The following is a 22,843-nucleotide window of genomic DNA, read 5'->3' on the forward strand; positions in this document are numbered from 1 at the left end:
CGGTGTTCTGCGGTTAGGGTCGGGGCATGGCCGATACCCCGCTTGATCTCACGCTGGACGCCGCGCGGCTCACCGCGCAGCTCGTCGACTTCCCCTCGGAGAGCGGCACGGAGAGGCCGCTCGCCGACGCGATCGAGGCCGCGCTGCGCACTCTGCCGCACCTGACGGTCGACCGCTTCGGCAACAACGTCGTCGCGCGGACGCGTCTGGGGCGCGCCGAACGCGTGATCCTCGCGGGCCACATCGACACCGTGCCGATCGCCGGCAACGTCCCCTCGCGCCTCGACGAGGACGGCGTCCTGTGGGGCTGCGGCACCTGCGACATGAAGTCGGGCGTGGCGGTGCAGCTGCGCATCGCCGCCACCGTCCCGGCCCCGAACCGCGACCTGACGTTCGTCTTCTACGACAACGAGGAGGTCGAGGCCGAGCGGAACGGCCTCAAGCACATCGCCGACGCCCATCCCGACTGGCTCCACGGCGACTTCGCGGTCCTGCTGGAGCCGTCCGACGGCCAGGTGGAGGGCGGCTGCCAGGGCACGCTGCGGGTGCTGCTGAAGACGAAGGGCGAGCGGGCCCACTCGGCGCGGGGCTGGATGGGCGCGAACGCGATCCACGCCGCCGCGCCGATCCTCGAGCGGCTGGCGGCCTACGAGCCGCGGCACCCGGTGATCGACGGCCTGGAGTACCGGGAGGGCCTCAACGCCGTCCGCATCTCGGGTGGCGTCGCCGGCAACGTCATCCCCGACGAGTGCGTCGTCACCGTGAACTTCCGCTACGCGCCGGACCGTACGGCGGAGGAGGCCGTCGCGCATGTGCGTGAGGTCTTCGCGCACTGCGGGGTCGAGGAGTTCGTGGTGGACGACCACAGCGGCGCGGCGCTGCCGGGGCTGAACCACCCCGCCGCGGCGGCGTTCATCGAGGCGGTCGGCGGCACCCCGCAGCCCAAGTACGGCTGGACGGACGTCTCCCGCTTCTCGGCGCTGGGCGTCCCGGCGGTCAACTACGGCCCCGGCAACCCGCACTTGGCGCACAAGCGGGACGAACGGGTGGAGACGGCGAAGATCCTGGCCGGGGAGGAGCGCCTGCGGGCCTGGCTGAGCAGCTGACACCGGGTCGGGCCTGTGCGCGCGTGAAGTCGGCCTGTGCGGGTCGCGGGCGGGGCGGGCCGTGGGGTCCTGGGAGACGTGCGGGTTGCCGGCCCACCGGTGGCCGGGACGGCAGCCGGTCGTAACGGCCGCCGGCTGAGCGCGTTCACCGGCCGGACTGCCGGACTGCCGGACTGCCGGACTGCCGGACTGCCGGACTGCGGGGCTGCGGGGCTGCGGGGCTGCGGGGCTGCGGGGCTGCCGGGCCGCCGGACTGCCGGACTGCCGGACTGCCGGGCTGCCCGGCTGCCGGACCGCCGGACTGCGGGGCCGCCGGGCTGCCTGGGCTGCGGGGCCGCCGGGCGCCGCGAGGTGCGGACGCCGCTCGTGGCCGGTGGCCGGCCGGCGCCGGGCCGTGGCGGCCCTCGACCTCACCCTCCCCGGCCGCGGCGGCTGCCGTCCTCGCCGGCCCCTCGCCACCGGCCGGATCGCCGCGGGCGCCGCCCACCGCGACCAGGCGGCGGCGATCCCGGCGCTCCCGCCCGCCGTGCGGGGCCGGCCGCCCCTGGCGTCCGGCGCGAGCCTGTGACCAGGACACTTCGCGGTGGACACGCTGAGGTCCCCCGTCCGTAACCCGCGTAGATCTACGCTGGGGCGGATAGACCTTCCCCGAGGCACTCGGCTCTCCCCACGGTTCCGGCCGGGCGGGGAACCGGGTGAGAAGGGAAGACCCGAAGCGGAGGGAGCGCACATGGCCACCGGTAATCCTGAGGGCAAGCCGCAGCCACCGGAGGAGCAGCGTCTGGGACCGGTCCTGCGGCGGCGGGGCCAGGTCCAGGCCAGCACCACGGACCAGCGGCTGCTGGACGAGCGCGCTCCCACGGACTGGGTGCACACCGACCCCTGGCGGGTCCTGCGCATCCAGTCGGAGTTCATCGAGGGCTTCGGCACGCTGGCCGAACTCCCGCCCGCCATCAGCGTCTTCGGCTCCGCCCGCACACCCGTGGACTCGCCGGAGTACGAGGCCGGCGTCCGGCTCGGCCGGGGCCTGGTGCAGGCCGGCTTCGCGGTGATCACGGGCGGCGGGCCCGGCGCGATGGAGGCGGCGAACAAGGGCGCCTGCGAGGCGGGCGGCATCTCCGTCGGCCTCGGCATCGAGCTCCCCTTCGAGCAGGGCCTGAACCCCTACGTCGACATCGGGCTCAACTTCCGCTACTTCTTCGTGCGGAAGATGATGTTCGTGAAGTACGCGCAGGGGTTCGTGGTGCTGCCGGGCGGCCTGGGCACCCTGGACGAACTCTTCGAGGCGCTGACCCTGGTGCAGACCCAGAAGGTCACCCGCTTCCCGATCGTCCTCTTCGGCACCGCCTACTGGGGCGGCCTGGTCGACTGGCTGGAGAGCACGCTGATCGCCCAGGGCAAGGCCGCGCAGGCGGACCTGTCGCTGTTCCACCTGACCGACGACGTGGACGAGGCCGTGGCCCTGGTGTCGAAGGAGGCGGGCCGCCCCTGAGCACCCGTCCGCCCCTCCCCGCCGGGCCCGCGGCGCGTCCCCGGCCCGGCGGCCGGGAGGCGCCCCGGCGCACCGCCTGAACCAGGGCGGGTCCGCCGGATCACGGCGGCTGCGAGGTGTCGCCGGTCTCCGGCGTGATCCGCCGGACAGTCCCTGGGCCGTGTCCGCGAAGTCCCGCCTGCCCCGCGACGCCTGGCACGCTCCCCCGAGCTCCCGGCTTCGCTCGAGCAAAGTCCCCCCGCTCGCCGCACCGGGCGAAGTCCCGAGTACATCCCGTACGAGGGTCTGCGCCCGGCAGGCCGAGAGCACGCACCGGACGCCGCAGGGCCCGCCCTCCGGGCGGACGACGGGACTGTGCGGACAACACCCCTAGGCCAGTCCGCGCCGGGCCACCGCGGGCTCCCGGTGGCCCGCGATGGTGGCGACCATGTCCAGCACCTGCCGGGTCTCGGCCACCTCGTGCACCCGGTACACCTGCGCCCCGAGCCACGCCGACACCGCCGTCGTCGCCAGCGTGCCGAGCAGTCGCTCCTTCACCGGCCTGTCGAGCGTCTCCCCGACGAAGTCCTTGTTGGACAGCGACACGAGGACCGGCCAGCCGGTCGCCACCATCTCGTCCAGCCGCCGCGTCGCCTCCAGGCTGTGCCGCGTGTTCTTGCCGAAGTCGTGGCCGGGGTCGATCAGCACCGACTCCCGGGGCACACCCAGCGACACCGCCCGCTCGGCCAGTCCCACGGTCACCCGCAGGATGTCGGCCATGACGTCGTCGTAGGCCACCCGGTGCGGCCGGGTCCGCGGCTGCGCGCCGCCCGCGTGCGTGCACACCAGGCCGGCGCCGTACCGCGCCGCGACCTCCGCCAGCCCCGGGTCCACTCCGCCCCAGGCGTCGTTCAGCAGGTCGGCCCCGGCCTCGCACACCGCCTCGCCGACCTCGGCCCGCCAGGTGTCGACGCTGATGACCACGTCCGGGAAGCTGCGGCGCACCTCCGCCACGAACCCGACGGTGCGCCGGGCCTCCTCCTCGGCGGACACCTCGTCCCCGGGGCCCGCCTTGACCCCGCCGACGTCGATGATCGCCGCGCCCTCGGCCACCGCCTGCTCCACGCGGGCCAGGGCCGGCTCGTCGTGGAAGGTGGCCCCGCGGTCGTAGAAGGAGTCGGGGGTCCGGTTCACGATCGCCATGATCACCGGCTCGTGCGCGCCGAATTCACGCCTGCCCAGCCTGAGCATCCCCTGTGACCTCTCCTCGTCCATGACGGTCGCCGCCCGCGTTGCCGGTCCGGGCCGGCCGTCGCCGTCCCCGCCGCCCTGCCCGGCCGCCCCGGTCCCGCGGCCGCCTGCGACCCTAACCGTCAGACTCGCATGGCACGATCGGACCCTGACACATTCGGCACCGGGCGGGCGCACGGCCCGCCGGATCCGACCGGCAGACCCGTCACCCGACACCACTGGACCGACACAAACGCGGCCGGCGCGCAACGCGGCCGGCCCAACCTGACCGACACACAACCGATTCGACTCTTGCGTGCAGGCGCCCGGAGCGCCGGCACAGACCGTGGGGACCCAGCGATGGTTATGTTCTTGTTCCTGGTCGTCGCGCTCGCCGTCGTGGTCGCCGCGGTGACCCTCGCCGTGGTGGGCGGCGGCGAGGGCACCGGCCCGCTGCCGGAAGCGGCGCCCGAACGCCTGCACGACCCGCTGCCCCCCGACCGCCCCCTCGACCGTGAGGACGTGGAGCGGCTGCGCTTCCCGCTCGCCGTCCGCGGCTACCGCATGGCCGACGTCGACGACGCCCTCGGCCGGCTCGGCGCCGAACTCGCCGAGCGCGACGCGCGCATCGCCGACCTCGAGGCCGCGCTCGCCGGCGCCCGCGCCGCCGCCCGCCCCCGCCCGGACAAGCCCGGCGGGGAGGAGCAGCGATGAGGGCCGCCGTCGCCGGGCCCGACGGTGCCCTGCGCTGTCCCTGGGCCCTGTCCGCCCCGGAGTACGTGGCCTACCACGACGAGGAGTGGGGCCGTCCGGTCCACGGCGACGACGCGCTCTACGAACGGCTCAGTCTGGAGGCCTTCCAGTCCGGGCTGTCGTGGATCACGATCCTGCGCCGCCGCCCCGGCTTCCGGTCCGCCTTCGCCGGCTTCCGGATCACGGCGGTGGCCGCGTTCACTGAGGCCGACCGGGAGCGGCTCCTCGCCGACCCCGGCATCATCCGCAACCGCGCCAAGGTCGACGCGACGCTGGCCAACGCGCGGGTGCTCGCGGAATGGCCGCCGGGCGAGCTCGACGGCCTCGTCTGGTCCCACGCCCCCGACCCGGCGACCCGGCGCGCGCCGGCGACCCTCGCCGACGTCCCGGCGGTCACCGCCGAGTCCACGGCGCTGTCCAAGGCCCTGAAGAAGCGGGGCCTGCGCTTCGTCGGCCCGACCACCGCCTACGCCCTGATGCAGGCGTGCGGCCTGGTCGACGACCACCTCGCCGACTGCGTGGCCCGCCGCCCCTGACCCACCGGCCGGGGGCGGCGTCCGCCACGCGCGGGTCAGCGGCCGAGGTACTTCGGCTTCTCCTTGTCGACGAAGGCCTGCACCGCGATCGCGTGGTCCTCCGACGACCCCGCCCGCGTCTGCAGCTCGTCCTCCTTCTCCAGGGTCTCCTCCAGGGAGTGCGTCAGCCCGTAGGCGACGGCCTCCTTGAGCGCCGCGTAGGCGACCGTCGGCCCCCCGGCCAGCGCCCGCGCCACCTTCCCGGCCTCGGCGCGCAGTTCGGCGGCCGGCACGACCCGGTTGGCGATGCCGAGTTCGTAGGCGTCCTGCGCGGTGATGCTGCGCGGGAAGAGCAGCAGGTCGGCGGCGCGGGCCGGCCCGACGACCCGCGGCAGGGTCCAGGAGATGCCCGAGTCGGCGGTGAGCGCGACCCCGGCGAACGACGTGTTGAAGGAGGCCGTGTCCGCGACGATCCGGTAGTCCGCCGCCAGCGCGAAGCCGAAGCCCGCCCCGGCCGCCACGCCGTTCACCGCCGCGACCACCGGCTTCCGCGCCCCGGCCAGCGCCCGGACGATGGGGTTGTAGTGCTCGCGCACGGTGGTCATCGTCTGCCGCGAGCCCGTCTCCCGGTCGGCGGCCAGCAGTCCGATGTGCTCCTTGAGGTCCTGGCCCACGCAGAAGGCGCGGTCCCCGGCGGCGGTCAGCAGCACCGCCCGCACGGCCTCGTCGGCCGCCGCGGACTGGACCGCGTCCCGGAGGGCGACCTTGGCTGCGACGTTCAGCGCGTTCATCGCCTCGGGGCGGTTCAGCGTGATCGTCGCGAGCCCGTCGCTCACCTCGTAGAGCACGGTGTCGGCCATGGGACATCCCCTCCGGTGTCACAGGTGTGGCGTACCGGCCGGTACGCCCTCGTCCGAAGACAGCATGGCGGACTTCACCGGCGGCGCACCGGAGCGGACGTGTGACCTGCGTCAAAGAATTTCCGTCGATTTCCGGACGGCGAATGTCCGGGCGGGTGCGCAGTATCGCAGCCACATCGCCGAATTGAGTGGTTTTGCTCGCGCGCGTTGCCCAAGCGATGCCGATGGATGTTGGTCATCGGGTCCTGGCATGCGGGATAATGGCTGGGAAGCAATGTGTTCGATGCCGGTGTCGCGTGTCCCCCACGGATCGCGCGTGCCCTCTTGGGGCCGTCGGCGACGATGAGCTGGTTTCAGGAAGGGGAACGAGCATGGCGGCCATGAAGCCGCGGACGGGCGATGGCCCGCTCGAGGTGACCAAGGAGGGGCGGGGCATCGTCATGCGCGTTCCGCTCGAAGGCGGCGGTCGGCTCGTCGTCGAGCTGACCCCTGACGAGGCCGGCGCTCTCGGCGACGCCCTCAAGAAGGTCGTCGGCTGACGCCCGAGCGATCCTGACCTTGCGGCTTCCCCGGCATCGCGTGCGGTGCCGGGGAAGCTGTTTTCCGGGGGCGGCCGGCCTTCTGGGGGCGCACGCTCGCCGGGTGGCGCGGGCGCGGTGCTCAGCGCTTGACCGCGCAGAGCAGGCCGTCGCCCACCGGCAGCAGCGAGGGCACCAGGTCCGGACTCTCGCGCAGCGTGCGCAGCAACTCCCGCAGCCGCAGGACCTCCGTCGGCTGCGGACCGGAGTCCACCGTCCGCCCGTGCGCGAACACGCCCTCGAAGACGACCAGCCCGCCGGGGCGCAGCAGACGCAACGATTCGGCGAGGTACTCCGGGTACTCCAGGCGGTCGCCGTCGCAGAAGACCAGGTCGTAGCCGGCGTCCGCGAGGCGGGGCAGGACGTCCAGGGCGCGGCCCGGGATGAAGCGGGCGCGGTTGCTGGCGAAGCCGGCGGCGCGGAACGCCTGCCGGGCGAACTGCTGGTGCTCCGGCTCGGTGTCCACGGTGGTCAGCACCCCGTCCGGGCGCATCCCGTAGAGCAGGTGGATGCCGGAGACGCCGGTACCGGTCCCGATCTCCGCCACCGCCTTCGCGTCCACGGCGGCGGCCAGCAACCGCAGCGCAGCGCCCGTGCCCGGCGTCACCGCGCGCAGCCCTGCCTCACCGGCCCGGTCGCGGGCCCAGTGCAGCGCCTCGTCCTCGGCGACATAGGCGTCGGCGAACGCCCAGCTCGTCTGCCGGTTGCCGGTAATGACCCTCTCCTGTCCCCATGGATGCCTGGGCGTGACTGTATCCGTTGGCGTCGGGAACCCGCAGATGGGACCGGTCGTTTGTCGGGATGAGGAAGTCGCGGCGAACACGACGGGGGGTATGCGGTGGAACGGGACACCGAGCAAGAGCTGCCGCGGCCGCACGAGCCCGGGCAGGGCGTGTCAAATTCTCGTAAAACCGCTTATCCGGAGCTAACGGGCGAGGTGGCTATGGTAGGGGCTCCACTGGACACCACCAGAGCCGACAGGGGAGGTGCGGCCGCACCCGGGGACCGGGGAGGAGTGCTGCGGCGCTTCCTCGGGTCGGCGGGCAGGCCGAAATCCGTGAACGACACCGCTGCTGACCCGAGCCACGCCGCCGACCGCGCCCAGACCGCGACGTTCGCCACCGACGCGGACGGGCAGGCGTGGACTCCGCCCACCTGGGAGGAGATCGTCAGCACCCACAGCGGCCGCGTCTACCGCCTGGCCTACCGCCTCACCGGCAACCAGCACGACGCCGAGGACCTCACGCAGGAGGTGTTCGTGCGCGTCTTCCGCTCCCTGTCGACGTACACGCCGGGCACCTTCGAGGGCTGGCTGCACCGCATCACCACCAACCTGTTCCTCGACATGGTCCGCCGCCGGCAGCGCATCCGCTTCGACGCGCTGGGCGACGACGCGGCCGAGCGGCTGGCCAGCAAGGACCCCACCCCGCAGCAGCTCTTCAACGACGCGCACTTCGACGCGGACATCCAGCAGGCCCTCGACACCCTGGCGCCGGAGTTCCGCGCCGCGGTCGTGCTGTGCGACATCGAGGGGCTGTCCTACGAGGAGATCGCCGCGACGCTGGGCGTCAAGCTCGGCACGGTCCGCTCCCGTATCCACCGCGGCCGCTCCCAGCTGCGCAAGGCGCTCGCGCACCGCTCGCCCGAGGCCCGTGCCGAGCGCCGGTCGTTCGTGCCCCGCGTCCCCGCACTGGGGGGAGGGGGCGCGTCCGCGTGAGTGGCTCCCGACCCGATCCCGCCGCGGGGCAGCTCGCGGAACAGCACCTGGGAGACCGCCTCTCCGCGCTGGTCGACGGAGAGCTCGGTCACGAGGCGCGCGAGCGCGTCCTGGCACACGTGGCCACCTGCCCGAAGTGCAAGGCGGAGGTCGACGCGCAGCGCCGGCTGAAGAACGTCTTCGCGGAGACGGCCCCGCCCCCGCCCTCCGAGAGTTTCCTGGCCCGGCTCCAGGGCCTCCCCGCGGGAGACGGCACGGACGGCGGCGGCTCCCTGCTGGGCGGGGGAGCGTTCGGCGGCATCGGCGGCTCCTCCGGGCGGTCCGGCGCCTTTGACGTCGAGCGCGGCGGGCGGTTCTCCTTCGGCTACGTCCCCGCCGGCCCGCACGCCGACGGGCCCCTGGCCGCCACGGCGGACCGCGGCTTCCGCATCCACCCCGTGGGCCGCCCCGACGGCGACCGGCCCTCCTCCCGGGGACTGCGGCTCGCGTTCGCCGCCGCCGGCGCGGTGTCGCTCGCCGCGATCGCGCTGGGCGGGGTCGCCCCCGGCATCACCGCCGGCGACACGGCCGCGGAGGCCCGCGGCGGCTCCCGCTCGGGCAGCAACATGACCCCGGCGCGCACGGCGGGCACGGGAGCGGCGACGGCACCCGACTCCTCCCGGCGCCGGTCGGCGGGAGCACCGTCGGCCCAGGGGCCGGGCGTGCCCGGCAGGACTGCACCGACGGCGCCGACGGCACCGTCCGCGCCGCTGCTGCCCGGAGTACCGGCCCCGGCCGCCGGGCGGACCGAGGACGTGACGCACACGCTGACCACCCCGGTCGTCGCGGGCGCCGCCGTCGTCTCCCCGCTGATACGCCCCCTCACCACGGCACCACCGGTCGCCCTGACCTCTTGGTCCGCGCGCCCACCGTTCGTGCCGCCAGGCATTCTGGCCGCCCCCGTCCCCGAGACGGCAGCCGCTCCGTCCCCTTCCGTCTCTCCCCCGGGGGACCCCGCTGCGGCGCGCCAGATCCGCTGACCGTCCTCTGCTGGGCGGCCCGGGAACCTGGTTGAATCCGGGTGGTCGCGCCCTCGGCAGTGGTGGGGGCGCGGAGTCGACGACGTGCGGTCGCCGCCACGAGCCGTGCCGCGGCCAGTTGTGGGGAGAACATGAACGAGGGGAAACCCACCGAGTCCTCGCGGCCGAGGTGGTGGAGCCGGTTCCGGCCGGGCCTGGACCGGGCGGAGAGCTCTTCCCCGGCCCCGAGGGCCGGGGAAACGATCCGGCACGAGAACGCCGAGGCGACCCCCGGCTCGGCCGCGCTGTACGCCGGGCCGGTCCCGCCCGGCCCGCACCCGTGCGCCGGGCCGGTGCCACCCACCGTGCCGGCCCAGGCCGGCGGTCCCCAGCCCCACGGCAGCCCCCTGGACGCACTCCCGGCAACGGGCGCCGGGACCACCGCGCAGCCCGGCCCGGCACCAGCCGACCCGGCCGCCGCCGGCCCGCCGCCGGGTGGTCCGGTGCCTGCCGACCTGGCCGCGGCCGTTCCGTCGCCGAGTGGTCCGGTGCCGGAGGCCGTTGGCAGTCCGCCGCCGAATGGTCCGGTGCCGGACGCCGTCGGTAGTCCGCCGCCGAATGGTCCGGTGCCGGACGCCGTCGGTAGTCCGCCGCCGAGCGGTCCGGTGCCTGTGGCCCCGGGTGCCGCCGTCCCGCCGCTCAGCGGTCCGGTGCCGGCTGACCTGGCCGCCGCCGGCCCGCCGCCGGGTGGTCCGGTTCCTGCCGACCTGGCTGCGGCCGTTCCGTCGCCGACTGGTCCGGTGCCGGAGGCCGTTGGCAGTCCGCCGCCGAATGGTCCGGTGCCGGACGCCGTCGGCAGTCCGCTACCCAGCGGTCCGGTGCCTGCCGACCCGGGCGCCGGCAGTCCGGCGTCCAGCGGTCCGTGGAGCCGCTACGACCCCTGGGCCGCCGCTCCCTTGCGCGTCCCCCTCCAGCAGCACGCTGCGGGTGTGCCGGCGCCGCGCCGACGGCGCCGGCGGGCCCTCCTCGGCGGAGCTCTGGCGCTGGCGCTGGTCTCCGGTGGTGCCGGCGGGTTCGTCGGGGCGTACGTCGAGCGCAACGGCGGCGTCGGCGCCGTGCGGCTGCCGCAGGCCGGGAAGGAGCCCGCCGGGCGGGCCCCGGACAGCGTCGCCGGGATCGCGGCCCGGGCGCTGCCCGGCGTCGTCACCCTGCACGTCGCCGGCTCCGACGAGCAGGGCACCGGGACCGGCTTCGTGCTCGACCGCCTCGGACACGTCCTCACCAACAACCACGTCGTCGAGCCCGCGGCGTCCGGCGGCGAGATATCCGTGACCTTCAGCGGCGGCCAGACCGCCAGGGCGAGCATCGTCGGCCGGGACTCCGGCTACGACCTCGCCGTCGTCCAGGTCCACGGGGTCCGCGGCCTGACCCCCGTGCCGCTGGGCAACTCCGACAACGTGCGGGTGGGCGACCCGGTCGTCGCCATCGGTGCCCCCTTCGACCTGGCCAACACCGTCACGTCCGGCATCATCAGCGCCAAGGAACGGCCCATCACGGCGGGCGGCGAGAAGGGCGACGGCACCGACGTGTCGTACGTCGACGCCCTGCAGACCGACGCCCCCATCAACCCCGGCAACTCCGGAGGCCCCCTGCTGGACGCGCGGGGCCGGGTCGTCGGCGTCAACTCCGCGATCCGGTCCGCCGGCAGTGGTGCCGACGTGCAGGACGGGCAGGCCGGCTCCATCGGGCTCGGCTTCGCCATCCCCGTCAACCAGGCCAGGCGCGTCGCCGAGGAGCTGATCAACACCGGCCGGGCGACCCACCCGGTGATCGGTGTCACCCTCGACATGGCGTACACCGGCGACGGCGCCCGGGTCGCCGCCGGGAGCCGCGGCGGGGGAGCCCCGGTGACCCCGCGCGGGCCCGGCGCCGAGGCGGGCATCAGGGCGGGCGACGTCATCACCGCGGTGGACGGCCGGCCCGTGCACACCGGGGAGGAGCTGATCGTCAGGACCCGCGCGCACCGCCCCGGCGACCGGCTGGAGCTGACGGTCGAGCGCGACGGGAGGCGGCGGACGCTCTCGCTCGTACTCGGGTCCTCGGGCGGCGACTGACCCGGCGGGCCACCGCGCCGGGCGTACGGGCCGGAAACCCCCGGTGTACACGCAGCCAGGGCGCGGCGGCACGGTACCCGCCGGCCATGTGCGGCGGGTACCGTGGACCCGGCCCGGACCACGGAAGACCGCAGGGACCACCGAGGGCCGCGGACCGAGGACATCGCAAGGAGCTTCAGGTGTTCAATGACATAGGACCGCTCGAGCTGGTGACGCTCGTCGTCCTGGCCGTGCTCGTGTTCGGTCCGGACAAGCTCCCGAAGGTCATCCAGGACGTCATGCGCACGATCCGGAAGATCCGAGAGTTCTCGGAGAGCGCCAAGCAGGACATCCGCAGCGAGCTCGGCCCCGAGTTCAAGGACTTCGAGTTCGAGGACCTCAACCCCAAGACGTTCATCCGCAAGCACCTGGACAACGAGGACCTGGGTCTGAAGGAGATCCGCAACGGCTTCGACCTGAAGAAGGAGATGGCCGAGGTCACGGACGCGGTCCACAGCCGCGAATCCGACGCGCCGGCGGCCCCGTCCGGCGGCCGGATCGACATGACCAAGAAGCCCGAGGTCCCGGCCCCGGCCGAGCGCCCGCCCTTCGACGCGGACGCGACCTGAGCCCCCTGCGCCGCCGGCGCCGCACGTCACGGGCGGTGCCGCGCCGCCGGACGTGACGCGTCTCATGTCCCGCGGCCGCCGCGCGCGGCCGGAACCCTTCGTTCCCGCGAGCCACGCGCCGAGCGCGTTCCCGGCTGCCCGCGGCGGGCTCGATATGCTGCCGAGTTGTTGTGCGGACCGGACGAGTACGCCCGAAGGGGGGCGGGCCGACCGGTCCGACGAGAGCGAGGAGGCGTCCGGGAACATGGAGACGACGAGTCGGGCAGTCGCGCAGACGCCGGCCGCGGAAGGCGGACAACAGGTCCCCTCCGGCCGGCGTGCGGTCGACGGCTACCTGCTGGCGCCCTTCCCGTGGTACGGCCTCGACGAGGCCTTCACGGGGCCGCGCTGGCTGATGCAGGTCGGCACCTCGGCCGACGGGGTGGTGGAGCACGGTTCCATCGGGCACGGCGACGAGCCGTCCGTGCGCAACGAGCACCTGGCCGCGGCGCCGAACGAGCCCAGGGAGAAGTTCGCGGTCGTGGTCACCGTCGCGGCCAACCCGGTGCGCCGCAGCGCGGACGGCACCGGCCTGCTGGAGGCCACCTCGGTGTCCTCGGCGGCCTGGCTCGCCGGGGTGGGGCTGCTGTCCTTCACCTGGCCGGGCCAGATGGACCACAGCCTGCGTGACGACTGGCTGGAGCAGCAGACCGAGACGGCGTGGGTGCTGGCCGACGACCTGTCGGGCCCGGCGTGGTCGACGCTGTCGCTGCCCGTGGACGGCGTCCCCACGTCCTTCCACTACCGGGAGTCCGAGTTCGGCTGGGTGCTGGCCGGGTCGACGCCCCAGGGTGTGCACGTGGGTGCGTACGGGCGGGGCATGAGCGCGTACGGTCTCGGCTTCGCGGTCGTCAAGGACATCGCGGCGTACGCCTGACGCTCCGGGGGACCGCCGGGACGTCGAGGCGGTCCCCCGGGCCGGCCGCTGCCCTCAGCCGTCGGGCCGGCCGGTGCTCCGCTGCCACGTTCCGGCCCGTGCTGGATCCGCGGCCGTGCCGGGAGGCACCGCGCGGCGGCACCGGCCGGCGGCGCCAGGCGGGGTCCTGAGCAGGCCGCCCGCACCCACGGCTGCCGCGCCCGCCGCACGGCGCCTGGCGCGGCGTGGGGACGTCCGGAGAGGCCGGAGGCCCGTCGGGCCGGGCGGGCCCGGCTGCGCACCGGGCGCGGCCCGCGCGCACAGGACGCCGGGGGCGGCCGGACCCGTCACGGACCGCCCACGGGCGTCCGCGGCGCCGGAGAAGGCCCGCGCCGGGCTGACCCGTGTTCGCGGCGCCGGAGGAAGGCTCACGCCGGCTGACCGCACGCGCGATGCCGGCGAAAGGCCTGGGACGACCGCCCGCCTGTGTGGCGTCGGGCCACCCGCCTGCGTGCCGCCGGAAGACCGGCGCACGACGGACTGACCGAAGGCGCGATGCAGGAGAGGGTTCCGCGACGGGCCGACCGCTTGCCTGCTGCCGGAGAAGGGCCTGCTCCGGCCGCCCGCCCGCATGACGCGGACAAGGGGCCTACGACAAGCCGTGCGAGTGCGTGCCGCCGGAGGAGGGCCCGCGCTCGCGCCGCCCGCCCGCGCGCGGCCGGGCAACGCATGCGACGAGGGGGCGCCGTTCCGGTGGAACGGCGCCCCCTCGTCGTGGCGGTGTCAGAACTTGTTCCTCGGGGTGATGCCCAGCGACAGCCCCGCGAGCCCCCGCTGCCGTCCGCCGAGCTTGCCCGCGATCGCCCGCAGGGCGGAGCCGGCCGGGGACTCCGGGTCCGTCAGGACCACCGGCTTGCCCTCGTCACCGCCCTCGCGCAGGCGGACGTCGATCGGGATGGAGCCGAGGACCGGCACCGTCGCACCGGTGGTCCGCGTCAGGCCGTCGGCGACCATCTGGCCGCCGCCCGTGCCGAAGACGTCGACCATCTCGCCGCAGTGCGGGCAGGGCAGGCCGGACATGTTCTCGACCACGCCCACGATCTTCTGGTGGGTCTGCACGGCGATGGAGCCGGCCCGCTCGGCCACCTCGGCCGCCGCCTGCTGCGGCGTGGTGACGACCAGGATCTCCGCGTTCGGGATGAGCTGGGCGACGGAGATCGCGATGTCGCCCGTGCCCGGCGGGAGGTCGAGCAGCAGGACGTCCAGGTCGCCCCAGTACACGTCCGCCAGGAACTGCTGCAGCGCGCGGTGGAGCATCGGGCCGCGCCAGACCACCGGCGCGTTGCCCGGGGTGAACATGCCGATGGAGATGACCTTCACGCCGTTCGCGGACGGCGGCATGATCATGTTCTCGACCTGGGTGGGACGCCCGTCGGCGCCCAGCATGCGCGGCACGCTGTGGCCGTAGATGTCGGCGTCCACGACACCGACCTTCAGGCCGTCCGCCGCCATCGCCGCCGCCAGGTTCACCGTGACCGACGACTTGCCGACGCCGCCCTTGCCGGAGGCCACCGCGTACACGCGGGTGAGGTTGCCCGGCCTGGCGAAGGGGACCTCGCGCTCGGCCTGGCCGCCGCGCAGCGCGGCCGCCAGCTCGCGGCGCTGCTCGTCGCTCATCACGTCCAGCGCGACGTCGACCCGGGTGACACCCTCGACACGCGAGACCGCGCCGGTCACCCGCTGGGTGATCGTCTCGCGCATCGGGCAGCCGGAGACCGTCAGGTACACGGTGACCGCGACCGCACCGTCCGCGCCGATGTCGACCGATTTGACCATCCCCAGCTCGGTGATGGGCCGGTGGATCTCGGGGTCGTCAACCGTCGCCAGCGCTTCGCGCACCGCGTCTTCCGTAACCATAGGACGATGGTACGGCGCGCGGTGGCGGCGCCGGGACCCCCGTCAGTGGTCGTCCGCGTCACGTCCGCGTGGGTGTTCCGCCGGGAATACGCCGGCCGGGCGATGGCCGTCGACCCGCAGTTCGTCCAGCTCCTTGACCAGGTCCTGCAGCTCCGAGCGGATCCAGTCGCGGGTCGCCACCTCGCCGAGGCCCATGCGCAGCGCGGCGATCTCCCGGGTCAGGTACTCCGTGTCGGCGATCGACCGCTCGTTCTGCCTGCGGTCCTGCTCCAGGTTGACCCGGTCGCGGTCGTCCTGCCGGTTCTGCGCGAGCAGGATGAGCGGGGCGGCGTAGGAGGCCTGCAGGGACAGCATCAGCGTCAGGAAGATGAAGGGGTACGGGTCGAAGCGCAGGTGGGGCGGCGCGGTCAGGTTCCACGTCAGCCACGCGATGATCACGAACGTCATCCAGACGATGAACCGCCCGGTCCCCAGGAACCGCGCGATGCGCTCCGACAGCCGTCCGAAGGCCTCCGGGTCGTACTCGGGCAGCAGTCGGCGTCGGCGCGGGCCCGGCTGGTCCAGCCGGGGCACCCGCGGCCGGTGCGTGGCCGTGGCCCCGGCCGGCTGGCGCTCGCGGGTGCCCTCGCGCTCAGGAGCCATCGGTACCCGCCCCCTCGTCCAGGTGGAACTCCGTCTCCCGCCAGTCCTCGGGCAGCATGTGGTCGAGGACGTCGTCCACGGTGACCGCGCCGAGCAGCGATCCGGCCTCGTCGACGACGGGCGCGGCGACCATGTCGTACGTGGCGAAAAACCCCGCGACGACCGGCAGCTCGGCGTCCGGCGCCAGCGACTGCAGCTCCTGGTCGACCAGGGAGCTGACCAGGGTGTACGGCGGATCGCGCAGCAGACGCTGGAAGTGCACGGTGCCCAGGTACTTGCCGGTCGGTGTCTCGTCGGGCGGGCGGCAGACGTAGACCTGGGCGGCGAGCGAGGGGGAGAGGTCGGGGTTGCGGACGCGGGCCAGGGCGTCGGCGACCGTCGCGTCCGGACGCAGCACGATCGGCTCCGTCGTCATCAGGCCGCCGGCCGTGTGCTCCTCGTACGACATCAGCCGGCGCATGTCGGCCGCGTCGGAGGGCTGCATCAGGCTCAGCAGGCGCTCCTTGTCCGCCTCCGGCAGCTCGCCGAGCAGGTCGGCCGCGTCGTCGGGGTCCATCGCCTCCAGGACGTCGGCGGCGCGTTCCTCCTTCAGCTTGCCGAGGATCTCGATCTGGTCGTCCTCGGGGAGCTCCTCCAGGACGTCGGCCAGACGGTCGTCGTCGAGGGCGGCGGCGACCTCGGTGCGCCGCTTGGGGGACAGGTGGTGCAGCACGTTGGCGAGGTCGGCGGGGCGCAGCTGCTCGAAGGTGGCGAGCAGGTTCTCCGCCCCCTGGCCGTGCTCCTCCAGGGAGAAACCGGTCACCGCGGACCACTCCACCGTCAGCGTCTCGCCCCCGGCACGCCGCAGGGCACCGCCCTTGCGGCCCTTGCGCACGAAGACGCGGTCGACCTCCCAGTCCCGGCGGGCGGGCAGCTGCTGCACCGACACGTCCAGGACCGTCACCTCCTCGCCCGTCTCCACCAGCATCACCCGCCGGTCGAACAGCTCACCGAAGACGAGCCGCTCGGTGGGCCGCTGCTCAAAGCGCCGGACGTTGAGCACGCCCGTGGTGATGATCTGACCGGACTCGACGCTGGTCACCCGGGTCATGGGCAGGAAGATGCGGCGCCGGGTGGGGAGTTCGACCACCAGCCCGAGCAGGCGGGGCGGCCGGCGTCCGACGCGCAGCATGACGACGAGATCGCGCACCCGCCCGACCTGGTCGCCCGCCGGATCGAAGACGGCGACGCCGGCGAGGTGGGAGACGAAGATGCGGGGGGTGCCCGCTGCCATGTCCGCGCCTCCTTTTGTGTGCTCCGTGATGCGTTTGGTGCCCGACGTGTGTCGTGGGCGTCGTTTCCCGATTGCCCGCTGAGGTGGGCTTCAGGCTAGCCCGTCCTCTTCGGATACGCGCTGGTGGGCGGTGCGGACGATCTGGCTCCGCCCGGCCCGGGCGACCCCGGTACGCTGCCGTACGCCGCTCAGGACACCCGTCAGAAAGGCAGCCTCACCTGTGACTGCGATGCCCCAGGGCCGTGCCCGCCGGTCCGCGCTGACGAGCGCGGTGTGCGCTCTGGTCGTCACGGGGACCGCGCTGACGGGATGCGCCGGGGAGGACCCGGACGCCGGCACGAACGGCGTCGGCAAGCTGCCGGCCGCGCAGATCCAGTCCCGCACCCGGGCGGCCGCGGACACCGCCGACGCCGTGCACCTGTCCGGGAACGTGGTCACCAACGGCCGCACGTACCGCATCGACATGCGCCTGAAGTCCGGCGGCGGCTCCGGCTCGGTCACCTCGCAGGGGGCGACGTTCGGGCTGCTGAGGATCGGGTCCCAGCTCTATCTGAAGGCGGACGCCGAGTTCTGGAACCACGCCGACGGCGGCGGCGACACCGGGGCGGCCGACAAGCTCGACGGCAAGTACGTGAAGGTGCCGCAGGACGATCCCGCGTACAGGAAGTTCAGCGGCTTCACGGACAAGACCGTCCTCCTCGACGGCCTGCTGACGCTGCACGGCACGCTGGCGACGGACGGCCGACACAAGCAGTCCGGCGTGCGCACGGTCCGTGTCACCGGCGACCAGGGCTCCGGCGGGACCCTCGACGTCTCCCTGGAGGGCAGGCCGTACCCGCTGCGCCTGGTGCGCGCGGGAGGCGCGGGCACGCTGACCTTCTCGGACTGGGGCAGGGACTTCCCCCTGCGGGAGCCGGAGAAGAGCGACACGGTCGACTACGGCAAGCAGCTGCCGACGTCCTGAACCGGCCGCCCGGACAGTCCGACGGTCCCGGCAGCGGAGCCGTCCCGGCGCTCGCGCTACTTCCGCCGGCGCCGCTTCAGCAGCAGCCGCGGCAGTCCAGCGGGGACGGGTCGCCGGGTCGTCGCCGGCGTCGGCACCGGCGCCGCGGCCAGCGAGCCCTCGGGCAGCGGATGCGTCGTCCCCTCCGGCTCCAGCCGCAGCACCCGGCACTCGCGGGCCCACCGCTGCGTGATCGCCTCGCCGTCGGGCGCGTTCAGGCGCTTGCCCTTCAGGTCGGCCACGGCCGCCTGCCACGCCTCGGAGTCCGGCGCCAGTTCCACGACCCGCGCGGTCCACACGACCAGCCGGCCGCCCTTGTCCTTGCTGCGCACGGTCACCTCGGCCTCGGCGCCGTCGGCCAGACCGGGCAGCGGCTGCTCACCGGGTCCGTCGCCGACCAGGCACGCCGCGCCCTCGTGCCAGACGTGCCAGAGGGCGCGGGCCGGGCCGGCGGGGCCCTTGACCCAGATGAGGCCGGACTTCTTGGTGGCCTCCTCGACGAGGGCCTGGCCGAGCAGCTCGCTAGTCATGGAAGAAGGGTAACGAGCCGGCTCACAGCCAGCCGTTCCGCTTCAGCGTGCGGTGGATGCCCAGACAGATGGCGACCGTGATGCTCATGATCACCGGGTAGCCGTACCGCCAGTGCAGTTCGGGCATGTGCTCGAAGTTCATGCCGTACACCCCGCACACCATCGTCGGCACGGCGATGATCGCGGCCCACGAGGTGATCTTCCGCATGTCCTCGTTCTGCGCCACGGAGGCCTGCGCGAGGTTGGCCTGCAGGATCGAGTTCAGCAGTTCGTCGAAGCCCACGACCTGCTCCTGCACCCGGGCCAGGTGGTCGGCGACGTCCCGGAAGTACTTCTGGATGTCGGGGTCGATCAGCCGCATCGGACGCTCGCTCAGCAGCTGCATGGGCCGCAGCAACGGCGACACCGCCCGCTTGAACTCCAGGATCTCGCGCTTGAGTTGGTAGATGCGCCCGGCGTCCGTGCCGCGCGGCGTGCCCTTGCGCCCCGGCGAGAAGACCTCCGTCTCCACCTCGTCGATGTCGTCCTGCAGCGCGTCGGCGACCGCGATGTAGCCGTCGACGACGTGGTCGGCGATGGCGTGCAGGACGGCCGACGGGCCCCTGGCCAGCAGCTCCGGGTCCTCCTGCAGCCGGTGCCGCAGCGACCGCAGCGAGCCCTGGCCGCCGTGCCGGACGGTGATGAAGAAGTCCCGGCCGGTGAAGCACATCACCTCGCCGGTCTCGACGACCTCGCTGTTGGCGGTGAGCCGGTCGTGGTCGACGTAGTGGATCGTCTTGAAGACGGTGAACAGCGAGTCGTCGTACCGCTCCAGCTTCGGCCGCTGGTGCGCCTGGACCGCGTCCTCGACGGCCAGCGGGTGCAGCCCGAACTCACGGGCGATACCGGCGAACTCCTCCTGCGTCGGCTCGTGCAGCCCGATCCAGACGAAGCCCCCGTCGCGCCGCACCAGGCGCATCGCCTCGTGCGGCCCGAGCGGCGCGTCCGTCTGGACGCGGGCCCCGTCGCGGTAGACCGCGCAGTCGACGACGGCCGACGGCGTCGCCGGGTCGCGCGTGGTGTCGTACGTGCCGGTGTCCTTGCGCGGCGCCGGACGGGTGGGGCGGACCGCGGCACGCAGGTCACGGATCATCGACATGGCAGGCTCCTTCGCAGCGAGCAACGAAAGGCCGCTACGACGGCTGGAACTGCCCGGAATGAGGACGTTCAGACTCCGCATGTTTGACACGTCCACAAAGCGGGGAGCACCGCACCGTCGCGGTAGCGGGGTTCGCTACTGACAGATCAGACAGATCAGGCAAAACGAAACGAAGTGCTCTTCCGTGGTGGCACGGATGCGAGAGGCGGCAGCCGGAAAAAACCCGAACGGTGCATCAGCGGCCGGAAGAGCGGGTGGTACTGCACGGTCGACTTCGATCCATGACAGCCCCACCTCCTCCGGCCGGTCCCTCGTGAGGGACGATCCACGCCCTTGCTGAAAAGGGTGCCCCTACAGGGGAAAATCAACGGTGTCGGGACTCGATGCGCACCGCTTCTGCGGGCTGCCCCAAAACCACCGGGCAAGACTATCAGCCGACTGATGTGTCAAGGCGCAGCTTTGCCCGCTGCTGACGAGTTCTATGCTCGCCGCATGGCAGATGTTCTTCCTCTGGTCGAGGCCCGGTTGCGTTCCGCGCTGGGCGAGCCGGACGCGCGTGCCGCCGTCACCTTCCTGGGCGCGGACCGGATCGAGGTCCTGCGGTTCCACGAGGGGGACATCGTCCGCTACGCCACCCTCGGCATGTCCGCCCAGCCCATGGCGGACCCCACGGCGATGCTCGCCGACCCCGTCAAGGGGCCGCGCGCCGAGCTGGTCCTCTCCGTCCGCCCCGGCCGCGCCGAGACCGACAAGGTGCTCCGTCCGCTCGCCGTGCTCGCCGCGTCCCCGCAGGTCGAGGGAGTGGTCGTGGCCCCCGGCGCCTCGCTGGACGTGGGCGACCCGCTGTGGCCCGGCGCGCCCTTCACCTCGGTCCTCGTCGCCGAACCGGGCGGACTGGTCGAGGACCTGGCGCTGGACGAGCCGCTGGATCCCGTACGGTTCCTGCCGCTGCTGCCGATGACCCCGAACGAGGCCGCCTGGAAGCGGGTGCACGGTGCCCAGGCCCTCCAGGAGCGCTGGCTGACGCACGGGACGGACCTGCGGGATCCCACCCGGACGTCCGTCCCGCTGGAGTGAGCAGGCTCACCGAAGGCCCCCGGGGAAGACGCCGGTTGGCGGTCGGCCGGCTACTCGGCGAACACCGTGACGCCGTCCTGCGTGGCGTGCTGCGGCTGGAGCTCCTCCGCCTCGTGGGTGAGCGCGCGGCGCCGGACGAGGACGACCAGCGCGCCGAGCACCGCCGTGACCCCGGCCACCACGAACGGGACGTGGAGGTCGGTCCACTCCTCGATCTTCGGCGCGAGGTACGGCGCGGCCGCCGCCGCGAACCAGCGCACGAAGTTGTAGCCGGCGCTGGCCACCGGGCGCGGCGCGTCCGACACGCCGAGGGCCAGCTCGGTGTAGACGGTGTTGTTCACGCCGATGAAGGCGCCGGACAGGATCGTGCAGACGACGGCGGTGGTGTGGTCGCCGTAGCCGAGGACCACCACGTCGGCCGCCAGCAGCACCAGCGAGCCGCCCAGCACCTTCAGCGAGCCGAACCGCTCCTGCAGGCGCGGCGCCACGATCACCGAGAAGACCGCCAGCAGCACGCCCCAGGCGAAGAACACCCCTCCCGACTTGTACGGGGTCATGTTCAGCACGAACGGCGTGAAGGCCAGCACGGTGAAGAACGTGTAGTTGTAGAAGAACGCCGAGACCGCCGCCGAGGCGAGTCCGCCGTGGCCGAGCGCCCGGACCGGGTCGAGCAGCGAGGTCTTGCGGGCCGGCTTCGGCTGCTCCTTGAGGAACGCCGTGATGCACAGGAAGCCGACGGCCATCAGGAACGCGGTGCCGAAGAACGGGTAGCGCCAGCTGGCGTCGCCGAGCAGCGCGCCGAGCAGCGGGCCGCAGGCCATGCCGAGGCCGAGCGCGGACTCGTACAGCAGGATCGCCGCGGCGCTGCCGCCGGCCGCCGCGCCGACGATGACGGCGAGGGCGGTGGAGACGAAGAGCGCGTTGCCGAGGCCCCAGCCGGCCCGGTAGCCGACCAGCTGGCCGACCGAGTCCGAGGTGCCCGCGAGCGCGGCGAAGACCACGACGAGGGCGAGGCCCAGCAGCAGGGTCCTGCGGCCGCCGATGCGGCTGGAGACGAAGCCGGTCAGCAGCATCGCGAAGGCGGTGATCAGGAAGTACGAGGTGAAGAGCAGGGAGACCTGGCTGGCGGTGGCGTGCAGGCCCTGGGCGATGGACGGCAGGATCGGGTCGACCAGTCCGATGCCCATGAACGCGACGACGGACGCGCCGGCGGTCGCCCAGACGGCCTTGGGCTGACGCAGGATGCTGCCCGCGCCCGCGTCGAAGGGGTCGCCGTCGGAGGGCTCTCCTGTCTTGGTGTCCATGCCTGCTCCATTCGGGATCGGGGGTGCGGGAGTGGCTTCCCCGGCAATCGTTGCTGTTTACACACAATAAGTTAGCTGGGCTAATGAATGCAAGTGCCATCTAGTTTGTTTCCCGGCGGGGCGTGGCCGCTGGGGGGTCGCGCTGCGGCCGGCGGGATCGAGCCGGGCGGGCGGGCCCGGTGGGGGTCGAGGCCGCGCCGGCGGTCGGGTCCGGGTGGTGGACCGGCGCGCGCTCGGGCGACCCGGGTGGCGGGCCGGGCCGTGGTGGCGGACCCGGCGCGCTCGGGTGGCTCGGGTGGGGGGCCGGGCGGCGGCGGGCGGCGGGGCGGAGCGTGGACGGTTCTCCCCGCCGGACGGGTGATCGTCCTTGACGTGGCGCATCTCGGGTAGGACCGTGGGGGCCTATGAGGGGCGAACCCAGTTGCCCGAGGTGCGGTGGCCGGGTCAGGGCTCCCGGACTCTTCAGTGATTCCTGGCAGTGCGAGGTGCACGGGCCCGTGCATCCGCTGCAGCCCGTGATCCCGCCCAGCGTCGAGGCGCTCAGTGTCGTGGTGAGCCGCGCGCACGTGCCGGTGTGGATGCCGTGGCCCCTGCCGGTCGGCTGGCTGTTCACAGGGGTGGCCTCCGCCGGCGACGACCGCAGCGGCGGCCGTGCCACGGCCGTGGCGTGCTCGGGGCCGGGACCGCTCGGCGGGATGGGCGAGCTGGTCCTGGTGGCCGAGGAGCTCGGCGTGGGGCTCGGCGCGCGGTACGCGGGCATCGCCGGGCCCGACCCGGGTCCGTACATGAACGTCGAGAAGCCGCCGCAGGTCAAGGTGCTGGCCGGCGGGCGCCCGACGCCGCTGTGGCTCGTCACCGGCAGCCCCGACGACCGCGCCGTCTTCGCCGGCGAGGCGCGCGGACTGTGGCTGTGGGCGGTGGTGTGGCCGGAGCAGTCGGGGATGCTCATGTACGACGAACTGGTGCTGGCCGACCTGCGGGACGCGGGGGCCGAGCTGGACCTGGTGCCGTGCGGGGCGCTGTCTCCGCGGCTGCTGGAGCCGTAGGGCCCACCTGGGGGCTCCGTGGCGTCGGGGCCTGCGGCCGGTTCCGGATGCGCGCGGGGCTGCGCTGT

Annotated in this window: 22 protein-coding genes; 13 read left to right on the forward strand and 9 right to left on the reverse strand. The window is 73.8% G+C overall.

Annotation, left to right across the window (positions count from 1 at the left end; all coding sequences use genetic code 11):
* Positions 1–26: 26 nt before the first annotated feature.
* Positions 27–1,106 (forward strand): succinyl-diaminopimelate desuccinylase, encoded by a 1,080-nt coding sequence (gene dapE / locus ABZ920_RS14975; protein ID WP_361503725.1) that lies wholly within the window; start codon positions 27–29, stop codon positions 1,104–1,106.
* A 730-nt stretch (positions 1,107–1,836) separates the two neighbouring features.
* Complete coding sequence (locus tag ABZ920_RS14980; RefSeq protein ID WP_361503728.1) at positions 1,837–2,598, forward strand: TIGR00730 family Rossman fold protein; 762 nt, start codon at positions 1,837–1,839, stop codon at positions 2,596–2,598.
* A gap of 369 nt (positions 2,599–2,967) precedes the next feature.
* Here the strand turns inward: ABZ920_RS14980 and folP are convergent, their stop codons facing one another.
* Positions 2,968–3,828: a dihydropteroate synthase gene (gene folP, locus ABZ920_RS14985; protein ID WP_361503731.1), complete on the reverse strand. Its 861-nt coding sequence runs from the start codon at positions 3,826–3,828 to the stop codon at positions 2,968–2,970.
* 339 nt (positions 3,829–4,167) lie between these two features.
* On the opposite strand from folP, the gene ABZ920_RS14990 reads away from it, so the two are divergent.
* Both ABZ920_RS14990 and ABZ920_RS14995 read left to right on the forward strand, forming a co-directional pair.
* A complete protein-coding gene (locus tag ABZ920_RS14990; RefSeq protein WP_361503734.1) occupies positions 4,168–4,521 on the forward strand; it encodes a DivIVA domain-containing protein in 354 nt (117 codons plus the stop codon).
* Positions 4,518–5,096 (forward strand): DNA-3-methyladenine glycosylase I, encoded by a 579-nt coding sequence (locus ABZ920_RS14995; protein ID WP_361503737.1) that lies wholly within the window; start codon positions 4,518–4,520, stop codon positions 5,094–5,096. The genes ABZ920_RS14990 and ABZ920_RS14995 overlap by 4 nt, the downstream gene beginning before the upstream one ends.
* 35 nt (positions 5,097–5,131) lie before the next feature.
* Here the strand turns inward: ABZ920_RS14995 and ABZ920_RS15000 are convergent, their stop codons facing one another.
* Positions 5,132–5,935, reverse strand: coding sequence for an enoyl-CoA hydratase-related protein (locus ABZ920_RS15000; protein WP_361503740.1), 804 nt, complete (start codon positions 5,933–5,935; stop codon positions 5,132–5,134).
* 371 nt (positions 5,936–6,306) lie between these two features.
* Between ABZ920_RS15000 and ABZ920_RS15005 the strand changes: the two genes are divergently transcribed.
* On the forward strand, positions 6,307–6,474 hold the full coding sequence (locus tag ABZ920_RS15005) for a DUF3117 domain-containing protein (RefSeq protein WP_069086806.1): 168 nt from the start codon (positions 6,307–6,309) through the stop codon (positions 6,472–6,474).
* A gap of 121 nt (positions 6,475–6,595) precedes the next feature.
* Here ABZ920_RS15005 and ABZ920_RS15010 read toward each other — a convergent pair whose 3' ends face one another.
* Positions 6,596–7,294 (reverse strand): O-methyltransferase, encoded by a 699-nt coding sequence (locus ABZ920_RS15010; RefSeq protein ID WP_361503886.1) that lies wholly within the window; start codon positions 7,292–7,294, stop codon positions 6,596–6,598.
* 234 nt (positions 7,295–7,528) lie between these two features.
* On the opposite strand from ABZ920_RS15010, the gene sigE reads away from it, so the two are divergent.
* The 5 genes from sigE to ABZ920_RS15035 all read left to right on the forward strand — a co-directional run bounded on the left by sigE (position 7,529) and on the right by ABZ920_RS15035 (position 12,866).
* Positions 7,529–8,230 (forward strand): RNA polymerase sigma factor SigE, encoded by a 702-nt coding sequence (gene sigE, locus ABZ920_RS15015; protein WP_361503889.1) that lies wholly within the window; start codon positions 7,529–7,531, stop codon positions 8,228–8,230.
* Positions 8,227–9,249: a zf-HC2 domain-containing protein gene (locus ABZ920_RS15020; RefSeq protein ID WP_361503743.1), complete on the forward strand. Its 1,023-nt coding sequence runs from the start codon at positions 8,227–8,229 to the stop codon at positions 9,247–9,249. Before sigE ends, ABZ920_RS15020 begins: the two co-directional genes overlap by 4 nt.
* Before the next feature lie 131 nt (positions 9,250–9,380).
* Positions 9,381–11,342 (forward strand): trypsin-like peptidase domain-containing protein, encoded by a 1,962-nt coding sequence (locus tag ABZ920_RS15025; RefSeq protein WP_361503746.1) that lies wholly within the window; start codon positions 9,381–9,383, stop codon positions 11,340–11,342.
* A 179-nt stretch (positions 11,343–11,521) separates the two neighbouring features.
* Positions 11,522–11,950: a sec-independent translocase gene (locus ABZ920_RS15030; protein ID WP_361503748.1), complete on the forward strand. Its 429-nt coding sequence runs from the start codon at positions 11,522–11,524 to the stop codon at positions 11,948–11,950.
* Between the two features lie 244 nt (positions 11,951–12,194).
* Positions 12,195–12,866 carry a hypothetical protein gene (locus ABZ920_RS15035; RefSeq protein ID WP_361503751.1) on the forward strand — a complete coding sequence of 224 codons (672 nt, stop codon included), beginning with the start codon at positions 12,195–12,197 and terminating at the stop codon, positions 12,864–12,866.
* A 762-nt stretch (positions 12,867–13,628) separates the two neighbouring features.
* On the opposite strand, the gene ABZ920_RS15040 is transcribed toward ABZ920_RS15035, so the two are convergent.
* From ABZ920_RS15040 to ABZ920_RS15050, 3 genes are read right to left on the reverse strand one after another with little or no spacing between them, the layout of a single operon-like run.
* The gene (locus ABZ920_RS15040; protein WP_361503754.1) at positions 13,629–14,762 is read right to left on the reverse strand and encodes an Mrp/NBP35 family ATP-binding protein; all 1,134 of its coding nucleotides are present in this window, start codon (positions 14,760–14,762) and stop codon (positions 13,629–13,631) included.
* Between the two features lie 42 nt (positions 14,763–14,804).
* Positions 14,805–15,404: a DUF1003 domain-containing protein gene (locus tag ABZ920_RS15045; protein ID WP_361503757.1), complete on the reverse strand. Its 600-nt coding sequence runs from the start codon at positions 15,402–15,404 to the stop codon at positions 14,805–14,807.
* Entirely contained in the window at positions 15,394–16,677 is a 1,284-nt protein-coding gene (locus ABZ920_RS15050) for a CBS domain-containing protein (protein ID WP_361503760.1), read from the reverse strand. Before ABZ920_RS15050 ends, ABZ920_RS15045 begins: the two co-directional genes overlap by 11 nt.
* Before the next feature lie 220 nt (positions 16,678–16,897).
* Between ABZ920_RS15050 and ABZ920_RS15055 the strand changes: the two genes are divergently transcribed.
* Positions 16,898–17,641 (forward strand): hypothetical protein, encoded by a 744-nt coding sequence (locus ABZ920_RS15055; RefSeq protein WP_361503762.1) that lies wholly within the window; start codon positions 16,898–16,900, stop codon positions 17,639–17,641.
* A gap of 56 nt (positions 17,642–17,697) precedes the next feature.
* Here ABZ920_RS15055 and ABZ920_RS15060 read toward each other — a convergent pair whose 3' ends face one another.
* On the reverse strand, positions 17,698–18,210 hold the full coding sequence (locus tag ABZ920_RS15060; protein WP_361503765.1) for a hypothetical protein: 513 nt from the start codon (positions 18,208–18,210) through the stop codon (positions 17,698–17,700).
* 22 nt (positions 18,211–18,232) lie between these two features.
* Complete coding sequence (locus tag ABZ920_RS15065) at positions 18,233–19,348, reverse strand: magnesium and cobalt transport protein CorA (RefSeq protein WP_361503768.1); 1,116 nt, start codon at positions 19,346–19,348, stop codon at positions 18,233–18,235.
* 492 nt (positions 19,349–19,840) lie between these two features.
* On the opposite strand from ABZ920_RS15065, the gene ABZ920_RS15070 reads away from it, so the two are divergent.
* Positions 19,841–20,425 (forward strand): suppressor of fused domain protein, encoded by a 585-nt coding sequence (locus ABZ920_RS15070; protein WP_361503771.1) that lies wholly within the window; start codon positions 19,841–19,843, stop codon positions 20,423–20,425.
* A 50-nt stretch (positions 20,426–20,475) separates the two neighbouring features.
* Here ABZ920_RS15070 and ABZ920_RS15075 read toward each other — a convergent pair whose 3' ends face one another.
* Positions 20,476–21,729, reverse strand: a complete 1,254-nt coding sequence (locus ABZ920_RS15075; RefSeq protein WP_361503774.1) for an MFS transporter — start codon at positions 21,727–21,729, stop codon at positions 20,476–20,478.
* A gap of 404 nt (positions 21,730–22,133) precedes the next feature.
* Between ABZ920_RS15075 and ABZ920_RS15080 the strand changes: the two genes are divergently transcribed.
* Entirely contained in the window at positions 22,134–22,775 is a 642-nt protein-coding gene (locus tag ABZ920_RS15080) for a DUF6758 family protein (RefSeq protein WP_361503777.1), read from the forward strand.
* Positions 22,776–22,843: the final 68 nt, after the last annotated feature.

Source organism: Streptomyces sp. NPDC046831, from assembly GCF_040645305.1.
Classification (GTDB): domain Bacteria; phylum Actinomycetota; class Actinomycetes; order Streptomycetales; family Streptomycetaceae; genus Streptomyces.

What these genes read in the sequence shown, in the direction of transcription:
- dapE (WP_361503725.1), top strand. Translation starts at nt 27, where the DNA reads ATGGCCGATACCCCGCTTGATCTCACGCTGGACGCCGCGCGGCTCACC.
- ABZ920_RS14980 (WP_361503728.1), top strand. Translation starts at nt 1,837, where the DNA reads ATGGCCACCGGTAATCCTGAGGGCAAGCCGCAGCCACCGGAGGAGCAG.
- folP (WP_361503731.1), bottom strand. Translation starts at nt 3,828, where the DNA reads ATGCTCAGGCTGGGCAGGCGTGAATTCGGCGCGCACGAGCCGGTGATC.
- ABZ920_RS14990 (WP_361503734.1), top strand. Translation starts at nt 4,168, where the DNA reads ATGGTTATGTTCTTGTTCCTGGTCGTCGCGCTCGCCGTCGTGGTCGCC.
- ABZ920_RS14995 (WP_361503737.1), top strand. Translation starts at nt 4,518, where the DNA reads ATGAGGGCCGCCGTCGCCGGGCCCGACGGTGCCCTGCGCTGTCCCTGG.
- ABZ920_RS15000 (WP_361503740.1), bottom strand. Translation starts at nt 5,935, where the DNA reads ATGGCCGACACCGTGCTCTACGAGGTGAGCGACGGGCTCGCGACGATC.
- ABZ920_RS15005 (WP_069086806.1), top strand. Translation starts at nt 6,307, where the DNA reads ATGGCGGCCATGAAGCCGCGGACGGGCGATGGCCCGCTCGAGGTGACC.
- ABZ920_RS15025 (WP_361503746.1), top strand. Translation starts at nt 9,381, where the DNA reads ATGAACGAGGGGAAACCCACCGAGTCCTCGCGGCCGAGGTGGTGGAGC.
- ABZ920_RS15035 (WP_361503751.1), top strand. Translation starts at nt 12,195, where the DNA reads ATGGAGACGACGAGTCGGGCAGTCGCGCAGACGCCGGCCGCGGAAGGC.
- ABZ920_RS15040 (WP_361503754.1), bottom strand. Translation starts at nt 14,762, where the DNA reads ATGGTTACGGAAGACGCGGTGCGCGAAGCGCTGGCGACGGTTGACGAC.
- ABZ920_RS15045 (WP_361503757.1), bottom strand. Translation starts at nt 15,404, where the DNA reads ATGGCTCCTGAGCGCGAGGGCACCCGCGAGCGCCAGCCGGCCGGGGCC.
- ABZ920_RS15050 (WP_361503760.1), bottom strand. Translation starts at nt 16,677, where the DNA reads ATGGCAGCGGGCACCCCCCGCATCTTCGTCTCCCACCTCGCCGGCGTC.
- ABZ920_RS15060 (WP_361503765.1), bottom strand. Translation starts at nt 18,210, where the DNA reads ATGACTAGCGAGCTGCTCGGCCAGGCCCTCGTCGAGGAGGCCACCAAG.
- ABZ920_RS15065 (WP_361503768.1), bottom strand. Translation starts at nt 19,348, where the DNA reads ATGTCGATGATCCGTGACCTGCGTGCCGCGGTCCGCCCCACCCGTCCG.
- ABZ920_RS15070 (WP_361503771.1), top strand. Translation starts at nt 19,841, where the DNA reads ATGGCAGATGTTCTTCCTCTGGTCGAGGCCCGGTTGCGTTCCGCGCTG.
- ABZ920_RS15075 (WP_361503774.1), bottom strand. Translation starts at nt 21,729, where the DNA reads ATGGACACCAAGACAGGAGAGCCCTCCGACGGCGACCCCTTCGACGCG.
- ABZ920_RS15080 (WP_361503777.1), top strand. Translation starts at nt 22,134, where the DNA reads ATGAGGGGCGAACCCAGTTGCCCGAGGTGCGGTGGCCGGGTCAGGGCT.